Raw genomic sequence first — 15,080 nt, forward strand, 5'->3', positions numbered from 1 at the left:
TATGCAGAGGCGATATTGACCCGAAATACAGGACACAACCCACCAAGGCTCACCGGATTGTTGCACTGTTTTCTGCTGTGCTTCGTGCGAGCGACCCGATAAAACCTTAGCGGACCCGACGACGTCATGAACAAAAGCCTTCGTTTCAGCCACAAGATTCTCTTGGCGGCCTCTCTGATCGTGATACTGGCCTTTGCGCTGTTCACGTTGTACAACGACTATCTCCAGCGTAATGCCATTCGCGCCAATCTGGAGAGTTACCTGGCAGAAATGGGCCAGTCCACGTCCACCACGATCCGCAACCTGTTCGAAGGGCGGATCCGGCTGGTGGAAAACCTTGCGCAGAATATCGCCCAGCATCCGGCCGATGCCGAAACCCTGATGGGGCAACAGGCGCTGATCTCCAGTTTCCTCACGGTCTACCTGGGCAAGGTCGACGGCAGCTTCAGCGTGCGCCCCGACAGCAAGATGCCCGACGGCTACGACCCGCGCGTACGCCCCTGGTACAAGGATGGCATGGCCGCCAGCGGCCCTCTCCTCACCGAACCCTACATCGACATGACCACCAACAAGATGGTCATGGGCATCCTCGACAAGGTGTCCAGCGATGTCGGCGTGGTCGGCGGCGACCTGGCGCTGGACGGCCTGGTACAGATCATCAACTCGTTGAACTTCGGCGGCATGGGCTACGCGTTCCTGGTTAACGACCAGGGCAAGATCCTGGTGCACCCGGACAATGCCCTGGTGATGAAATCGCTGTCGGAGGCCTTCCCACAGAACACCCCGAAATTGTCCCGCGAGTTGACCGAGGTGCAGGTCGACGGCCAGGCGCGACTGCTCACCTTCACCCCCATCCAGGGCCTGCCTTCGGCCAACTGGTACATCGGCCTGTCGGTGGACAAGGACAAAGCCTTCAGCATGCTCAGCACCTTCCGTAACTCGGCGGTGATAGCCACGCTGGTGGCGGTGGTCATCATCATCGCCCTGCTCGGCCTGCTGATCCGCGTGCTGATGCAACCGCTGCACACCATGACCCGTGCCATGGAGGACATCGCCGAAGGTGAAGGCGACCTGACCAAGCGCCTGAACATCCATAACCATGACGAGTTCGGTGTGCTCGGCAGCGCATTCAACCGCTTCGTCGAACGGGTGCACAGCTCGATTCGCGAAGTCTCCTCGGCCACCGAGCAGGTCAACGAAGTGGCGCTGCGGGTGGTCAGCGCCTCCAACTCCTCGATGCTCAACTCGGACGAGCAGGCCAACCGCACCAACAGCGTCGCCGCCGCCATCAACGAGCTGGGCGCCGCGGCCCAGGAAATCGCCGGCAATGCCGCACAAGCCTCGCAGCATGCCAGCTCTGCCCGATTGCTCGCCGAAGAAGGGCAGCAGGTGGTCGAGCACAATATCCAGGCGATGAACCGCCTGTCGGCGCTGATCGTCAGTTCCAGCGCGCATATCGAGGCCCTCAACGACAAGACCGTCAACATCGGCCAGATCCTCGAGGTCATCACCAGCATCTCCCAACAGACCAACCTGCTGGCGCTGAACGCGGCCATCGAGGCCGCCCGTGCCGGTGAGGCCGGCCGCGGTTTCGCGGTGGTGGCCGACGAGGTGCGCAACCTCGCCCACCGTACCCAGGAATCGGCGCAGCAGGTCCAGGGGATGATCGAGGAGTTGCAGGTCGGCGCCCGCACCTCGGTCGAGACCATGGACCAGAGTCAACGCCACAGCCAGGACGGCGTGCAGATCGCCAATCAGGCCGGCGAGCGCTTGGGCAGTGTGACCCAGCGCATTGGCGAGATCGACGGCATGAACCAGTCGGTGGCCACCGCCACCGAGGAACAGACCTCGGTGGTGGAGTCGATCAACATGGACATCAACGAGATCAACACGCTCAACCAGGAGGGCGTGGAAAACCTGCAGGCCACCCTGCGCGCCTGCTCCGATCTGGAACAGCAGGCCGCGCGCCTCAAGCAACTGGTGGGCAGTTTCCGTATCTGACGCCTCAGGGCTGTACAGCACCTCTGGGAGCGGCGCGACTCGCCCGCTCCCGCAGCGGGCAAGCCAGTATGCCCCGCCGCCCAATCCCGATCGAACAAACTATCCTTCATAAAGGTCAACCTTTAGGCGCGTCACCGTCGGTCTGTTACCGCCGGATGACAGACCCGAAGACGATCCCGGAGGGATGCTGATCGTGCACATCGCTGACATCACCATGTTCTACGCCCCGGCCAGCGGCGGTGTACGGACCTATCTTGATGCCAAACACCATCGCCTCGACGCCATGCCCGGCGTACGCCACAGTCTGCTGATCCCCGGCCCCAGCGCCCGTGATGCCAATGGCATCTACCAGGTGCCAGCCCCGCCCTTGCCGTTCGGCAAGGGCTACCGTTTTCCGGTACGCCTGACGCCCTGGTGCAACGTGCTGCGCCGCCTCAAGCCTGACCTGATCGAGGTCGGCGATCCCTACCTCACCGCCTGGGCCGCCCTTGAGGCGCGACGCAAGCTGGACGTGCCGGTGATCGGCTTCTATCACTCCGACCTGCCATTGCTGGTCAGCAACCGCATGGGCAACTGGTTCACCCCCAATGTCGAAGCCTATGTCAGCAAGCTCTACGGCAATTTCGATCGGGTGCTGGCGCCGAGCCAGGTGATGGCCGACAAACTGCGCCGTCTTGGCGTGCGGGATGTGCATGTACAGCCCCTGGGGGTCGACCTGAATACCTTCCACCCCGACAGGCGCGATCCGCACCTGCGGGCCCAGCTCGGCCTTCCAGACACTACTCGTCTGCTCGTCTTCGCCGGTCGCGGCTCGCGGGAGAAGAACCTGCCAGTGCTGCTCGAGTGCATGGGCCACCTGGGTCGCCATTACCACCTGTTGCTGGTCGGCTCGAACATGCCGGCCAACGTGCCGGACAACGTCAGCGTGATCGACCACTTCTGCCCCGCCGATGAAGTGGCCCGCCTGCTCGCCAGTGCCGACCTGTTGCTGCACGCCGGCGACCAGGAAACCTTTGGCCTGGTGATACTCGAGGCCATGGCCAGCGCCACACCGGTGGTCGCCGTGCGCGCCGGGGCTTTCGGCGAGATCGTCAACGACCAGTGCGGGCGCCTGTGCCAGGCCAACGACAGCCAGGCAATGGCCGGGGCAGTGCGCGAAATCTTCGAAGCCGGCGTGCGCCCTCTCGGCGCCCAGGCCCGTCGCCATGTGGAGCAGCATTACTCATGGGACAGCGTGGTCGATGGCCTGCTGCTGCACTACCAGGCCGTGCTTGGCCTGTCGCCACAGGTACGCGCCCATGCGTGAAGCGCCCGCCGATTCGCGTAGCCTGATGCTGGTGATGCACGATGTCGCGCCCGAAACCTGGCCCGACTACCGCCCCTTCGTCGAAGCCGTCGATGCAATGGGCGACGTGCCCATGACCTGGCTGGTGGTCCCGGACTTCCACCACCGCAACGCATTGGCCCGTTCCCCCGACTTCTGCCGCCTGCTCGATCGGCGCCTGGCGCGCGGCGACGAATTGGCGCTGCACGGTTTCTACCACGCCGACGATGGCCCTGCCCCACGCGGGCCTGCCGAGTACTTCATGCGCCGGATCTACACCCATGAGGGCGAGTTCTATGCGCTGGAGCAGCGCGAAGCCCTGCAACGTCTGGAGGCGGGCCTGGCCCTGTTCGCCAGCCAGGGCTGGCCGGTCGCAGGCTTCGTCGCGCCCGCCTGGCTGATGAGCGAAGGCACCCGCCAGGCCCTGCGCCGCCTGCCGCTGCGCTACACCAGCACACCGCAGCACCTTTATCGGCTGCCGGACTTCACCGCGATCGAAGCTCCCGGACTGGTCTGGAGCGCCCGCAGTGCATGGCGCCGCGGTATGTCACGGATGCTCTGTGACTGGCAGGCCCGACGCTGGCGCCAGGCCGAAACCTTGCGCCTGGGCCTGCATCCGGTGGATATGCGCCACGCCAGCGCACGCAACTATTGGTTGCGCACCCTGCGTGAATTGATCGAGCAAGGGCGTGAGCCTCTGACCAAGTCCGCCTGGCTGGAGCGCAGGACCTGCCCATGAACCGCCTCGCCTGGCTGGGGCTGGCACTGGTGCTCGCCGTGCTGGTGCCGGGTTTGCTAGGCGGCAGCCAACTGTTGCCGCGCCTGCAGACGTTCGACCCGGGGCTGATGGCAACGCTGCTAGGCATGATCCTGCTGTGCTGGATCATCAACGCCGTGCGCCTGCGCTTGCTGCTCGGCCAGCAGGGCGCGCAACTGGGCAGAGTACGCAGCCTGGGAGTGGTGATGGCGACCGAATTCGCCATCTGCACTACGCCCGGCGGTAGCGGAGGCCCTTTGACCCTGATGACACTGCTGGCCCGCGAACGCATTGGCCCCGCCCGCAGTGGCGCAGTGTTCGCCATGGATCAGTTGAACGACCTGCTGTTCTTCTTCTGCGCCATGCTGGCCATCGCAGGCTACGCCCTGTTCCACAGCTTGGGCCGCAGCCAGGAAAGCATGTTGCTGGGCAGTGCCGCCTTGCTGTGTGGCGTGCTGGCTGCAATCGTCGTGCTGCTGCGCTGCCGTCGTGGCGTGATGCGCTGGAACGGCCGTCTGCTGCAACGCCTGGGTTTGTCGAAAAGCCGTTGTCGGCGCTGGGCACGTAGGCTGCTGCGCTTCATCCGGGCACTGGCCGAAACCTGGCGCCTGCCCAAGCGCACGCTGGCGCTGGTATTCGCCCTCACCTGCGCGCACTGGAGCTTGCGCTACAGCGTGCTGTATCTGGTATTGAGGGGGCTGGGGGTGGAGCTGTCGTGGATACCGAGCTTCCTGGTGCAGATGCTCTCGCTCAGTGCCGGCCAATTCAGCCTGCTGCCAGGCGGTGCAGGGGCCGCCGAGCTGACGTCGGCGACCCTGCTGTCGCCACTGGTGGGCAGCTCGACAGCGGCGGCGGCGATCCTGATCTGGCGCGCCGTCACTTATTACTTCTATCTGCTCGCCGGGGGGCCGGTGTTCGTCTGCCTGCTGGCGCGCCCGTTGCTGGAGCGCTGGCGGCGTCAGGCGGGTTGAGTTGCTCCCAGAGCTCGGCGGCACCTTCGAACTCGGTACCGTCTTCGTCGCTCAACGCCTCGGGATCGTAGCGCGCCAGGCAGCCTTCACCGAGTGTCGGCGGAGGCTGGGCGCCAGCCTTGTCACGCGGATCGGCCATCAGGGCGGGCTCCGGTCAGTCGAAGACCACGGTCTTGTTGCCGTGAACCAGAACGCGGTCTTCCAGGTGGTAGCGCAAACCGCGCGCCAGCACCATTTTCTCCACATCACGACCGAAGCGAACCATATCCTCGATGCTGTCGGCATGGTTCACACGCACCACGTCCTGCTCGATGATGGGACCTGCGTCCAGCTCTTCGGTGACATAGTGGCAAGTGGCACCGATCAGCTTCACACCGCGCAGTGCAGCCTGGTGGTAGGGCTTGGCGCCGACGAACGATGGCAGGAAGCTGTGGTGGATGTTGATCACACGCCCCGCGTAGTCCTGGCACAACTGTGGCGGCAGGATCTGCATGTAGCGCGCCAGCACCACCACATCAGCACCATGCTCGGCAACCAGGCGCGAAACTTCGGCGAAGGCCGGGGCCTTGTCCTTGGGATCGACCGGCACGTGGAAAAACGGAATACCGTGCCACTCGACCATGCTGCGTAGGTCGTTGTGGTTGGAGATCACGCACGGGATATCGCAGTCCAGCTCATCGGTGTGCCAGCGGTGCAGCAGGTCGGCCAGGCAGTGCGACTCGCGACTGGCCATCAGCACCACGCGCTTCTTCTGCGCCGAATCGGTGATATTCCAGCTCATCGAGAACTCTTCGGCGATCGGCGCAAAGGCCTCGCGAAAGGCCTCGATACCGAATGGCAGCGATTCGGCGCGGATTTCATGGCGCATGAAGAACCACCCGCTCTGCTCGTCGGAATGGTGGCTGGCTTCGTTGATCCAGCCGTTGTACAAGGCCAGGAAGTTACTGACTTTTGCCACGATGCCGACACGGTCGGGGCAGGCAATCGTCAGACGATAGGTGCGCATGGATCAGACTCCGGAAAACTTCGCAAAGGCGCACATTCTAGCCATCTGCCGTGAAAAAGGCAGTAACCATTGGCCTGCGTCGCGGCTCAATGCCGACCAGACCCCTCCGCGGGCTGGCGCATGAGGTGAGAAGATACGCATAACGCAATATGTAAATTTTTCTTTACCGACGCATTCTTATTGTTGCGTCACAATGATTCGACATTTGACACCCTTATTAATTGTTTACTTGCGGGTATCGCCTGTCTATTATTGGCCCACTGTCTCTCTGTACATTCACCAAGGAACACTCCATGTCCCTGATCAACGAATACCGCGCCACCGAAGAAGCTATCAAGGAACTTCAAGCTCGCCTCGCCAACCTGTCGCAAGATGACAAGCTGAAGAAAGAGCTGGAATTCGAAGGCAAACTGCGCGCACTGATGGGCGAATACTCCAAGTCGCTGCGTGACGTGATTGCCCTGCTCGACCCGGAATCCAAACTGAGCAAGGCCCCGCGTGGCGCTGCCAAGACCACCAGCACCAAACGTGCTCGCAAGGTCAAGCAATACAAAAACCCGCACAACGGTGAAGTGATTGAAACCAAAGGCGGCAACCACAAGACCCTGAAAGAATGGAAAGCCAAGTGGGGTGGTGACGTGGTTGAAGGCTGGGCAACCCTGCTGGACTGATCCAGACAATTGCGTATGGCTTCAAAAAAACGCCGGCTCATCGCCGGCGTTTTTATTTATTCTGCCAACCCATAATGCATTCGCAGTTTCCCGGCATGCGCCAGCCAGGCCTCCAGCACCTGCCGCCCGGCATCGTCCGCATTGGCCAGACTCGCCTGCGCCGCCTGCTCGAAATCGCCCAGGGTGTTGGGCGCACCCAGCTGCGGATCGCTCAGGCGCTGCTGGCAAAAGCGATGCCAGCGTTGTTGCTCCTGTTCGTTCAGCGTGTCGATAAAGTTGCGCGCTCGATAACGGAACAATAGCTCGGGCATGCGCGCATCATCGAACATCCAGTGCCCCTGCCCCAACTGTCGCGGCTCGCTCAAACGAACTTGCTCGCACAGGCGACGATCACGATCCCCGAGAAATCCCTCATACAACTGTTGCTCAGGATCTTCGCTGGGTGAGAATTCATCAGCGCTGTAGACGTTCTCCAGCTTGTCCCGCCACGCGTCATGCTGCTGAATCAATTGTTCGGCGCGAGACTGAACAATCGACATATCAAGACCCAGCCGCTGTTGATCGACCGGGCGCAATACGTTCAATGGCGCCACCACCGGGCACTTGTTGATGTGCACCAACTTCAACGGAACCGGCAATTCGCCGTCAGCCAACTCCTCGCGCCGCGTGTACAAACGCGAACGCAATACCTCGGCACTTTCCCTTATTAAAGGCAAGGTTTCCATGTGCAGGTCGCACACAATCAGTGCATTGCGATTACGCGGGTGCCAGGCCAAGGGTAATACCACCCCCAGGTAACTACGTTCGCTGGAGAAGCGCCCGGAAATATGCACCAGCGGCTGGAGCAGACGAATCTGCTCCATGACTTTGTGCTTGCTACGCAACTGGAACAACCAGTCATAAAGTTTGGGCTGGCGTTGGCGAATCAGACGAGCCAGCGCGATGGTGGCCCGGACATCGGACAAGGCCTCGTGGGCATGACCGTGGTCGATGCCGTTGGCCTTGCTCAGCAACTCCAGGCGCAGGCTGGTGCGCCCGTCCTGCTGCGGCCAGACGATACCCTCCGGGCGCAGGGCATAGGCGGTACGCACTACATCGATCAAGTCCCAGCGGCTGTTGCCACCCTGCCACTCACGGGCGTAGGGGTCGAAAAAATTGCGGTAGAGGCTGTAGCGTGTGACTTCATCATCGAAGCGCAAGGTGTTGTAGCCTGCGCCACAGGTGCCGGGGCGCGACAACTGTTCATGCACCCTGGTCATGAACTCCGCTTCCCCCAAGCCTTTGGCGATCAGCTGTTTAGGGGTGATACCGGTGACCAGGCAGGCGGCGGGGTGCGGCAGGATGTCGTCGGAGGGGCGGCAATACAGGTTGACCGGTTCGTCGATCTCGTTGAGCTCGAAATCGGTGCGTACGCCTGCAACCTGCAGCGGTCGGTCGCAGCGCGGATTGATACCGGTGGTTTCGTAGTCGTGCCAGAAGATGCTGGAGCTCACGGTGTCGTCCTGTACAAAGTTCGCGGACGAGTCTACCGGAGGAACGCCTTCAGGCCGACTCGTTCATCGGCCTGAAACTGAAGAAGTCGCGCAGCGAGCGCACGAACTCCTCGTACTCGCGCGGCGCCTGTAACAGCATGAAGCCGGCATCGTAATGCCCCGGGGTCTGGTCCTCGCGGCTCCACAGGCAACTGGCGGTAAGATTGATGAACTGATGGCCACCGCCTGCCAGCGGCACACGCAACTGCAGCTCGAAATCCGGGCCGACCATGATCGGGAGCTGGCTGATCACCATGACCCCATCCTCGGAGGCATTCCCCAGGTAACCAATCTCCTGATCGGTCAACCGGTTGAAGACCTTGAGCACGTAAGGCAGTTGATGACGATCGATCTGACGTTCGATGAACATGATTCTCCGTACCCTATGCCAGGAAGACCAGGTACTGGCGGTGAGCGTTACACCTACTTTACAGCCTAGCTTAGCCTGAGCGGCGGCCCCGATGAAATCATTGTCACCTTGGTATTAACGCAAAGGGGTAGTCGGCGCAGGGCGGGTCACCGCAGGCTCACCACGCAGATGGCCAAGCTGCTCCAGGGTCTGCAGGCGCGCTTGAGCACGGTAGGCATACTCGTTCTGCGGGTAGCGCTGAATCAGGAACTGGTAGGTCTGCGCTGCATCGACATAGAGTTTCTGCCGCTCCAGGCACTGGCCACGCAGCATCGCCACTTCCGGATGGATGAACGGGCGAGCACGGCTGGTGCGATCGACCTGCGACAGCTCCAGCATCACGCGCTGGCAATCGCCACGGTCGTAGGCACGGTAGGCGTTGTTCAGGTGATGGTCCATGGACCAACGGGTGCAGCCGACGACACTGGCCGCCATGGTTAACACGATCAGGGCTCGCATGGGAATTCTCCTTTGATGGGCAGTATATCGGCCTGCGCCCCGATTTCTTCAGCGCGCCGATGCACGCTTCATCCCACAGACGCCCGGCGGCAAGCGTCTACCTATAACCTGCTGCTTGTAGGGTGCTGCCGACGGTGCAACCGCCCTCTCGCCAACCTGCAAGGTAGTGCAACGGAACAATGACTACAGCTCAATTGAGGAGTAGCCTTTCGCTGCGCTTCACTATAGGAGTCTGTGCATGACCATCCGCCGTACCAAAATCGTCGCCACCCTGGGCCCCGCCAGCAACTCGCCGGAAGTGATCGAACAACTGATCCTCGCCGGCCTGGACGTGGCACGTCTGAACTTTTCCCACGGCACTCCGGACGAGCACAAGGCCCGCGCTCGCCTGATCCGCGACATCGCCGCCAAGAACGGCCGCCACGTCGCACTGCTGGGCGACCTGCAAGGTCCGAAGATCCGTATCGCCAAGTTCAGCAACAAGCGCATCGAACTGAAGATCGGTGACAAGTTCACCTTCTCCACCGCCCACCCGCTCACCGAAGGCAACCAGGATATCGTCGGCATCGACTACCCCGACCTGGTCAAGGACTGCGGTGTAGGTGACGAGCTGCTGCTCGACGACGGTCGCGTGGTCATGCGCGTCGAAACCGCTACTGCCGACGCGCTGCATTGCGTGGTGATCGTCGGTGGCCCACTGTCCGACCACAAGGGCATCAACCGCAAGGGTGGCGGCCTGACTGCACCGGCCCTGACCGAAAAAGACAAGGCCGACATCAAACTGGCCGCGGAAATGGACCTGGACTACCTGGCCGTCTCCTTCCCGCGTGACGCCAAGGACATGGAATACGCACGCAAACTGCGTGACGAAGCCGGCGGCAGCGCCTGGCTGGTGGCCAAGATCGAGCGTGCCGAAGCCGTTGCCGACGACGAAACCCTCGACGGCCTGATCGCTGCTTCCGACGCGGTGATGGTTGCCCGTGGCGACCTCGGCGTGGAAATCGGCGACGCCGAGCTGATCGGCATCCAGAAGAAGATCATCCAGCACGCGCGCCGTAACAACAAAGCGGTGATCGTTGCGACCCAGATGATGGAGTCGATGATCCAGAACCCGATGCCGACCCGCGCCGAAGTATCCGACGTGGCCAACGCCGTGCTGGACAACACCGATGCGGTGATGCTGTCGGCCGAAAGCGCCGCCGGCTCGTACCCGATCGAAGCGGTGCAGGCCATGGCGCGCATCTGCCTGGGCGCCGAGAAGCACCCGACCAACCAGAAGTCCAGCCACCGCCTGCACACCACCTTCGAGCGCTGCGACGAGAGCATTGCCCTGGCGGCGATGTACACCGCCAACCATTTCCCTGGCGTGAAGGCGATCATCGCCCTGACCGAAAGCGGCTACACCCCGCTGATCATGTCGCGCCTGCGCTCGCATGTACCGGTCTTCGCCATGTCGCCGCACCGCGCGACCCAGGCCCGCGTTTCGATGTTCCGCGGCGTCTACCCGATCGCCTTCGATCCGGCTTCGCTGCCGGCCGACAAGGTCAGCCAGGCGGCTGTCGACGAGCTGCTCAAGCGTGGGCTGGTCGAACAGGGTGACTGGGTGATCCTGACCAAGGGCGACAGCTACCACACCATCGGTGGCACCAACGGCATGAAGATCCTGCACGTCGGTGATCCGCTGGTTGGTTGATGCCTAAGCCGTGGCAACGGCCTCAGGCGCCCCCAAAAAAGACCGCTCTTCGGAGCGGTCTTTTTTTTGGTAGCCCGCGATAGGCCGCGGTGCTGCAAGAACGTCAGGCATGCTCGACGAACACGTCAGCCAATACCTGATTTCTCGGCACACCGGCGATGAACAGTCTGCGCGCGAAGCGCTCGACACTTGCGGGCGATCCACAGAGCAAAGCGATGGTCTGGCGAGAGGTCGGACGCAAGCTGGCAAGCGCCTCCTCGAGATGTTCCTGCAGCACGCATTCGGCATCGATGCCATGCACCTGGTGCAGCGCGGGTTGCAGGTAATGCCCGGCAGCGTCTCGTGCCACATGCATCACCTTGATTTCTGCCCGATGGCCTTGACGCAAAGCCTCTCGCACAACGCCCCACAGCGGGGCTAGGCCGGTACCTGCCGCCAGCAACCACAGCGGCCGCTCCTGCCAGTCGGGGTCGTAGTGCAGCGCGCCCCCTCTGAGCTCCCCCAGAACCATCTGGTCGCCAATTTTCAAGCCCCGCGCCTGGTCGCAGAAGGCGCCTGGACGTCGGCAGTCGATATGAAATTCGAGAAATTCATCCTCGCCCGGCAGGCTTGCCAGCGAATAAGGTCGCGCCACCGACCCCAGCCATAGCACCAGATGCTGGCCGGCCCGATAGCGCAAGCCACGCTCGGGTCGCAGCCGCAGACGCAACACATCGCCCAGCCAATCGACCTCAATCACCTTCGCAGGCAGGCCGTCGGTCAAGGGATCGAACACGGCAACCCGCATATCGCCGGCCACCCGGCATTGGCATGCCAATCGCCAGCCCTGCTCACGCTTGTCGTCCGGCAAGGCTTCGGGCCGGGCGTCCTGCGGCTCGCCATCGACGCAACGCACCAGGCAGGCGTGGCAACTGCCGGCCCGGCAACTGTAGGGCACGTTCAGGCCGGCGCCATTGAGGGCGTCGAGCAGGTTGCTGCCGGTTGGAACGCTGATGCAGCGCTCGCCCACACGAAGATCGGGCATGTACGAAGGGTCTCCTGAAGTCTGTTGCCATTGTACAGAGCGCCAGCAAGAACGATGCCTGGCAGCGGCCGACCATGGTCCAGACCACTCGCAGGTGTTTCCCACGGGCAGCCGCGCTATACTGCCGCGCCCTTTTTGTGCCGGCCTGACCTGCCGGTGCGCCTTGCAAGGCCTTTCGACGCGCTGGTCGGCTGTGTCGATGCCTTTACGAATGTTCCCGTCTTTAAGAGGAGCGCGCTGCATGACCGTGATCAAGCAAGACGACCTGATTCAGAGCGTTGCCGACGCCCTGCAATTCATCTCGTACTACCACCCCGTCGATTTCATCCAGGCGATGCACGAAGCCTATCTGCGTGAAGAATCGCCCGCTGCGCGCGACTCCATCGCCCAGATCCTGATCAACTCGCGCATGTGCGCCACCGGCCACCGCCCGATCTGCCAGGACACCGGTATCGTCACCGTGTTCGTGCGCGTTGGCATGGACGTGCGCTGGGACGGCGCGACCATGAGCCTGGACGACATGATCAACGAGGGCGTGCGCCGCGCCTACAATCTGCCGGAAAACGTCTTGCGCGCCTCCATCCTGGCCGACCCGGCCGGTGCCCGCAAGAACACCAAGGACAACACCCCGGCGGTGATCCACTACTCCATCGTGCCCGGCGACAAGGTCGAAGTCGACGTCGCAGCCAAGGGCGGCGGTTCGGAGAACAAGTCGAAGATGGCCATGCTCAACCCGTCCGACTCGATCGTCGACTGGGTGCTCAAGACCGTCCCGACCATGGGCGCTGGCTGGTGCCCGCCTGGCATGCTGGGCATCGGCATCGGCGGTACAGCAGAGAAAGCCGCAGTCATGGCCAAGGAAGTGCTCATGGAGTCGATCGACATCCATGAACTGAAAGCCCGTGGCCCGCAGAACCGCATCGAAGAGATCCGCCTGGAGCTGTTCGAGAAGGTCAACCAGCTGGGCATCGGCGCCCAGGGCTTGGGCGGCCTGACCACCGTGCTCGACGTCAAGATCATGGACTACCCGACCCACGCCGCTTCGCTGCCGGTGTGCATGATCCCCAACTGCGCCGCCACCCGTCACGCCCACTTCGTGCTCGACGGCTCCGGCCCGGCAGAGCTGGAAGCGCCGTCGCTGGATGCCTACCCGGAAATCGTCTGGGAAGCCGGCCCGAGCGCACGTCGCGTCAACCTCGACGAGATCACCCCGGAAGAAGTTGCCAGCTGGAAACCGGGCGAGACCATCCTGCTCAACGGCAAGATGCTCACCGGCCGCGACGCTGCGCACAAGCGCATGGTCGAAATGCTCAACCGTGGCGAAGAGCTGCCGGTGGATCTGAAAGGCCGCTTCATCTACTACGTCGGCCCGGTCGATCCGGTCGGTGACGAAGTGGTCGGCCCTGCCGGCCCGACCACTGCCACGCGCATGGACAAGTTCACCCGGCAGATCCTCGAGCAGACTGGCCTGCTGGGCATGATCGGCAAGTCCGAGCGCGGCCCGACCGCCATCGAGGCGATCAAGGACAACAAGGCCGTGTACCTGATGGCCGTTGGCGGCGCCGCCTACCTGGTGGCCCAGGCGATTCGCAAGTCCAAGGTCCTGGCGTTCGCCGAACTGGGCATGGAAGCGATCTACGAGTTCGACGTCAAGGACATGCCGGTCACCGTCGCGGTGGACAGCAATGGCGAGTCGGTGCACATCACCGGCCCTGCGCTGTGGCAGAACAAGATTGCCCAGAGCCTGGCTGTTGAAGTGAAGTAAGACTGCTTTAATCCCAGGCTGAAACAGCAGCGCCCCGTTCGCGGGCAAGCCCGCTCCTACAAGGAACGGGCTTGCCCGCGAACGGGGCGCTGCCGTTTCAGCACAGGATCACAGCAACAGATCCTTGAGCCAGAACGACAGCGTCTTGTCTGACTCATCCGCTTCATCAAGATCGCGCCAGGCATACGACGCACGCATGGACGGCTGATGCAGAAAGCCACGATTACGCCAAAAACCGTGTAGCGGCTTATAGTCGTCGGGTCGTCGCGGATGGCCATTGGGCCGTTCGACGGCGCTGAACGCACAGTAATGAAAGCCGCCCAACTTGTGCGCATAGGACTCACGCTCGATGAAAAAACGCACACCCAATCCCCGCCCGCGATAAGCCGGCAGCAACACCGACTTGCCGAAATAATAGACTGTACGCGGATCGCGCCCCTGCTCGAGAAACGGCTGGCGCAACGCCTCGCTCTTGTCACTCAGCGGCAGACCGGTCGAGGCACCGACCACCCGCCCCTCGTCCACTGCCAGGATCGCCAGGCTGCACTCGCAGTCGATGTAGCGGCGAAGCGCATCGGCCTCGCACTCCGGCGTACCCTCGTAGAGGTAGGGAAACTCGCGTAGCAATGTCAGGCGCAGGCGAGCGATGTCATCGATGTAAGGCGCGATGGCAGCGCCGTGGAGCAGGCGGATTTCCATGCGGGGCGATCGCTCTGTCGATGTGGGTGACGCGCCCGGCTAAGCCGGGCCTGAGGGGAAACCCTAACATCGGCTGCGCCATGCGCCCTTTCCCCTGCGCGACGGGTATTTCTCCAGAACCGCTACCCGGCGGTATCGCGAATCAGCCGATACGCGTGCCCAGCACCTTGAGAAAAGCCGCCAGCCACGCCGGATGCGCCGGCCATGCCGGTGCCGTCACCAGATTGCCATCCACATGCGCCTGATCGATGGCGATATCCACGAACCGTCCCCCGGCCAACCGCACCTCCGGTGCGCACGCAGGATAAGCGCTGCATTCACGCCCTTCGAGCACCCCGGCCGCCGCCAGCAACTGTGCGCCATGGCACACCGCCGCGATCGGCTTGCCCGCCTGGTCGAATTCCTTGACCAGTTTCAGCACCCGTTCGTCCAGGCGCAGGTACTCCGGCGCCCGCCCACCGGGGATCAGCAGCGCGTCATACCCTTCGGCACGCACCTGGACGAAATCGAAGTTGAGGGCGAAGTTGTGCCCAGGTTTCTCGCTGTAGGTCTGGTCGCCCTCGAAGTCGTGGATGGCCGTGCGCACGGTCTGCCCGGCGATCTTCTCGGGGCATACCGCGTGCACTGTGTGGCCGACCATCTGCAAAGCCTGGAACGGCACCATCACCTCGTAGTCCTCGACGTAATCGCCCACCAGCATGAGAATCTTCTTCGCCGTCATCGCATTCACTCCTTCGTTTGCAGGGAACAATCACTGCACGATAGTCCG

General features: G+C 62.7%; 15 protein-coding genes. 7 read left to right on the forward strand and 8 right to left on the reverse strand.

Annotated elements, in window-relative coordinates; genetic code table 11:
- Positions 1–126: 126 nt before the first annotated feature.
- From APH44_RS17315 to APH44_RS17330, 4 genes are all read left to right on the forward strand, one after another.
- Positions 127–2,001, forward strand: coding sequence for a methyl-accepting chemotaxis protein (locus APH44_RS17315; RefSeq protein ID WP_054893790.1), 1,875 nt, complete (start codon positions 127–129; stop codon positions 1,999–2,001).
- 184 nt (positions 2,002–2,185) lie between these two features.
- Entirely contained in the window at positions 2,186–3,307 is a 1,122-nt protein-coding gene (locus APH44_RS17320) for a glycosyltransferase family 1 protein (protein WP_054893791.1), read from the forward strand.
- Positions 3,300–4,064: a DUF2334 domain-containing protein gene (locus APH44_RS17325; protein WP_054893792.1), complete on the forward strand. Its 765-nt coding sequence runs from the start codon at positions 3,300–3,302 to the stop codon at positions 4,062–4,064. The genes APH44_RS17320 and APH44_RS17325 overlap by 8 nt, the downstream gene beginning before the upstream one ends.
- Positions 4,061–5,053 carry a lysylphosphatidylglycerol synthase transmembrane domain-containing protein gene (locus tag APH44_RS17330; RefSeq protein WP_054893793.1) on the forward strand — a complete coding sequence of 331 codons (993 nt, stop codon included), beginning with the start codon at positions 4,061–4,063 and terminating at the stop codon, positions 5,051–5,053. Before APH44_RS17325 ends, APH44_RS17330 begins: the two co-directional genes overlap by 4 nt.
- Here the strand turns inward: APH44_RS17330 and APH44_RS30425 are convergent.
- The gene (locus APH44_RS30425) at positions 4,959–5,192 is read right to left on the reverse strand and encodes a hypothetical protein (RefSeq protein WP_081255308.1); all 234 of its coding nucleotides are present in this window, start codon (positions 5,190–5,192) and stop codon (positions 4,959–4,961) included. The two genes, APH44_RS17330 and APH44_RS30425, sit on opposite strands and share 95 nt — an antisense overlap.
- A 15-nt stretch (positions 5,193–5,207) precedes the next feature.
- The gene (purU, locus tag APH44_RS17335) at positions 5,208–6,059 is read right to left on the reverse strand and encodes a formyltetrahydrofolate deformylase (RefSeq protein WP_054893794.1); all 852 of its coding nucleotides are present in this window, start codon (positions 6,057–6,059) and stop codon (positions 5,208–5,210) included.
- A gap of 293 nt (positions 6,060–6,352) precedes the next feature.
- Between purU and mvaT the strand changes: the two genes are divergently transcribed.
- The gene (mvaT, locus tag APH44_RS17340) at positions 6,353–6,730 is read left to right on the forward strand and encodes a histone-like nucleoid-structuring protein MvaT (RefSeq protein ID WP_054893795.1); all 378 of its coding nucleotides are present in this window, start codon (positions 6,353–6,355) and stop codon (positions 6,728–6,730) included.
- Positions 6,731–6,786: 56 nt separating this feature from the next.
- Here mvaT and sbcB read toward each other — a convergent pair whose 3' ends face one another.
- From sbcB to APH44_RS17355, 3 genes are all read right to left on the reverse strand, one after another.
- The gene (sbcB, locus tag APH44_RS17345) at positions 6,787–8,223 is read right to left on the reverse strand and encodes an exodeoxyribonuclease I (protein ID WP_054893796.1); all 1,437 of its coding nucleotides are present in this window, start codon (positions 8,221–8,223) and stop codon (positions 6,787–6,789) included.
- A 49-nt stretch (positions 8,224–8,272) separates the two neighbouring features.
- On the reverse strand, positions 8,273–8,632 hold the full coding sequence (locus APH44_RS17350; RefSeq protein ID WP_054893797.1) for a PilZ domain-containing protein: 360 nt from the start codon (positions 8,630–8,632) through the stop codon (positions 8,273–8,275).
- Between the two features lie 114 nt (positions 8,633–8,746).
- Complete coding sequence (locus APH44_RS17355) at positions 8,747–9,130, reverse strand: hypothetical protein (protein ID WP_054893798.1); 384 nt, start codon at positions 9,128–9,130, stop codon at positions 8,747–8,749.
- Positions 9,131–9,368: 238 nt separating this feature from the next.
- On the opposite strand from APH44_RS17355, the gene pyk reads away from it, so the two are divergent.
- Positions 9,369–10,823 carry a pyruvate kinase gene (gene pyk, locus APH44_RS17360; protein ID WP_054893799.1) on the forward strand — a complete coding sequence of 485 codons (1,455 nt, stop codon included), beginning with the start codon at positions 9,369–9,371 and terminating at the stop codon, positions 10,821–10,823.
- 103 nt (positions 10,824–10,926) lie between these two features.
- Here pyk and APH44_RS17365 read toward each other — a convergent pair whose 3' ends face one another.
- Positions 10,927–11,847 carry an iron-sulfur-binding ferredoxin reductase gene (locus tag APH44_RS17365; protein WP_054893800.1) on the reverse strand — a complete coding sequence of 307 codons (921 nt, stop codon included), beginning with the start codon at positions 11,845–11,847 and terminating at the stop codon, positions 10,927–10,929.
- Positions 11,848–12,088: 241 nt separating this feature from the next.
- Between APH44_RS17365 and APH44_RS17370 the strand changes: the two genes are divergently transcribed.
- Positions 12,089–13,612 (forward strand): fumarate hydratase, encoded by a 1,524-nt coding sequence (locus APH44_RS17370; protein ID WP_054893801.1) that lies wholly within the window; start codon positions 12,089–12,091, stop codon positions 13,610–13,612.
- A gap of 108 nt (positions 13,613–13,720) precedes the next feature.
- Here APH44_RS17370 and APH44_RS17375 read toward each other — a convergent pair whose 3' ends face one another.
- Positions 13,721–14,311 (reverse strand): GNAT family N-acetyltransferase, encoded by a 591-nt coding sequence (locus tag APH44_RS17375; RefSeq protein WP_054893802.1) that lies wholly within the window; start codon positions 14,309–14,311, stop codon positions 13,721–13,723.
- A 142-nt stretch (positions 14,312–14,453) separates the two neighbouring features.
- On the reverse strand, positions 14,454–15,032 hold the full coding sequence (locus APH44_RS17380) for a DJ-1/PfpI family protein (RefSeq protein WP_054893803.1): 579 nt from the start codon (positions 15,030–15,032) through the stop codon (positions 14,454–14,456).
- Positions 15,033–15,080: the final 48 nt, after the last annotated feature.

Source organism: Pseudomonas sp. NBRC 111143, assembly GCF_001320965.1.
Classification (GTDB): domain Bacteria; phylum Pseudomonadota; class Gammaproteobacteria; order Pseudomonadales; family Pseudomonadaceae; genus Aquipseudomonas; species Aquipseudomonas machongensis.

Excerpts from the sequence above, each read along its gene's own strand:
- APH44_RS17315 (WP_054893790.1), top strand. The coding sequence starts at position 127 with ATGAACAAAAGCCTTCGTTTCAGCCACAAGATTCTCTTGGCGGCCTCT.
- APH44_RS17320 (WP_054893791.1), top strand. The coding sequence starts at position 2,186 with ATGCTGATCGTGCACATCGCTGACATCACCATGTTCTACGCCCCGGCC.
- APH44_RS17325 (WP_054893792.1), top strand. The coding sequence starts at position 3,300 with ATGCGTGAAGCGCCCGCCGATTCGCGTAGCCTGATGCTGGTGATGCAC.
- APH44_RS17330 (WP_054893793.1), top strand. The coding sequence starts at position 4,061 with ATGAACCGCCTCGCCTGGCTGGGGCTGGCACTGGTGCTCGCCGTGCTG.
- APH44_RS30425 (WP_081255308.1), bottom strand. The coding sequence starts at position 5,192 with ATGGCCGATCCGCGTGACAAGGCTGGCGCCCAGCCTCCGCCGACACTC.
- purU (WP_054893794.1), bottom strand. The coding sequence starts at position 6,059 with ATGCGCACCTATCGTCTGACGATTGCCTGCCCCGACCGTGTCGGCATC.
- mvaT (WP_054893795.1), top strand. The coding sequence starts at position 6,353 with ATGTCCCTGATCAACGAATACCGCGCCACCGAAGAAGCTATCAAGGAA.
- APH44_RS17350 (WP_054893797.1), bottom strand. The coding sequence starts at position 8,632 with ATGTTCATCGAACGTCAGATCGATCGTCATCAACTGCCTTACGTGCTC.
- APH44_RS17355 (WP_054893798.1), bottom strand. The coding sequence starts at position 9,130 with ATGCGAGCCCTGATCGTGTTAACCATGGCGGCCAGTGTCGTCGGCTGC.
- pyk (WP_054893799.1), top strand. The coding sequence starts at position 9,369 with ATGACCATCCGCCGTACCAAAATCGTCGCCACCCTGGGCCCCGCCAGC.
- APH44_RS17365 (WP_054893800.1), bottom strand. The coding sequence starts at position 11,847 with ATGCCCGATCTTCGTGTGGGCGAGCGCTGCATCAGCGTTCCAACCGGC.
- APH44_RS17370 (WP_054893801.1), top strand. The coding sequence starts at position 12,089 with ATGACCGTGATCAAGCAAGACGACCTGATTCAGAGCGTTGCCGACGCC.
- APH44_RS17375 (WP_054893802.1), bottom strand. The coding sequence starts at position 14,311 with ATGGAAATCCGCCTGCTCCACGGCGCTGCCATCGCGCCTTACATCGAT.
- APH44_RS17380 (WP_054893803.1), bottom strand. The coding sequence starts at position 15,032 with ATGACGGCGAAGAAGATTCTCATGCTGGTGGGCGATTACGTCGAGGAC.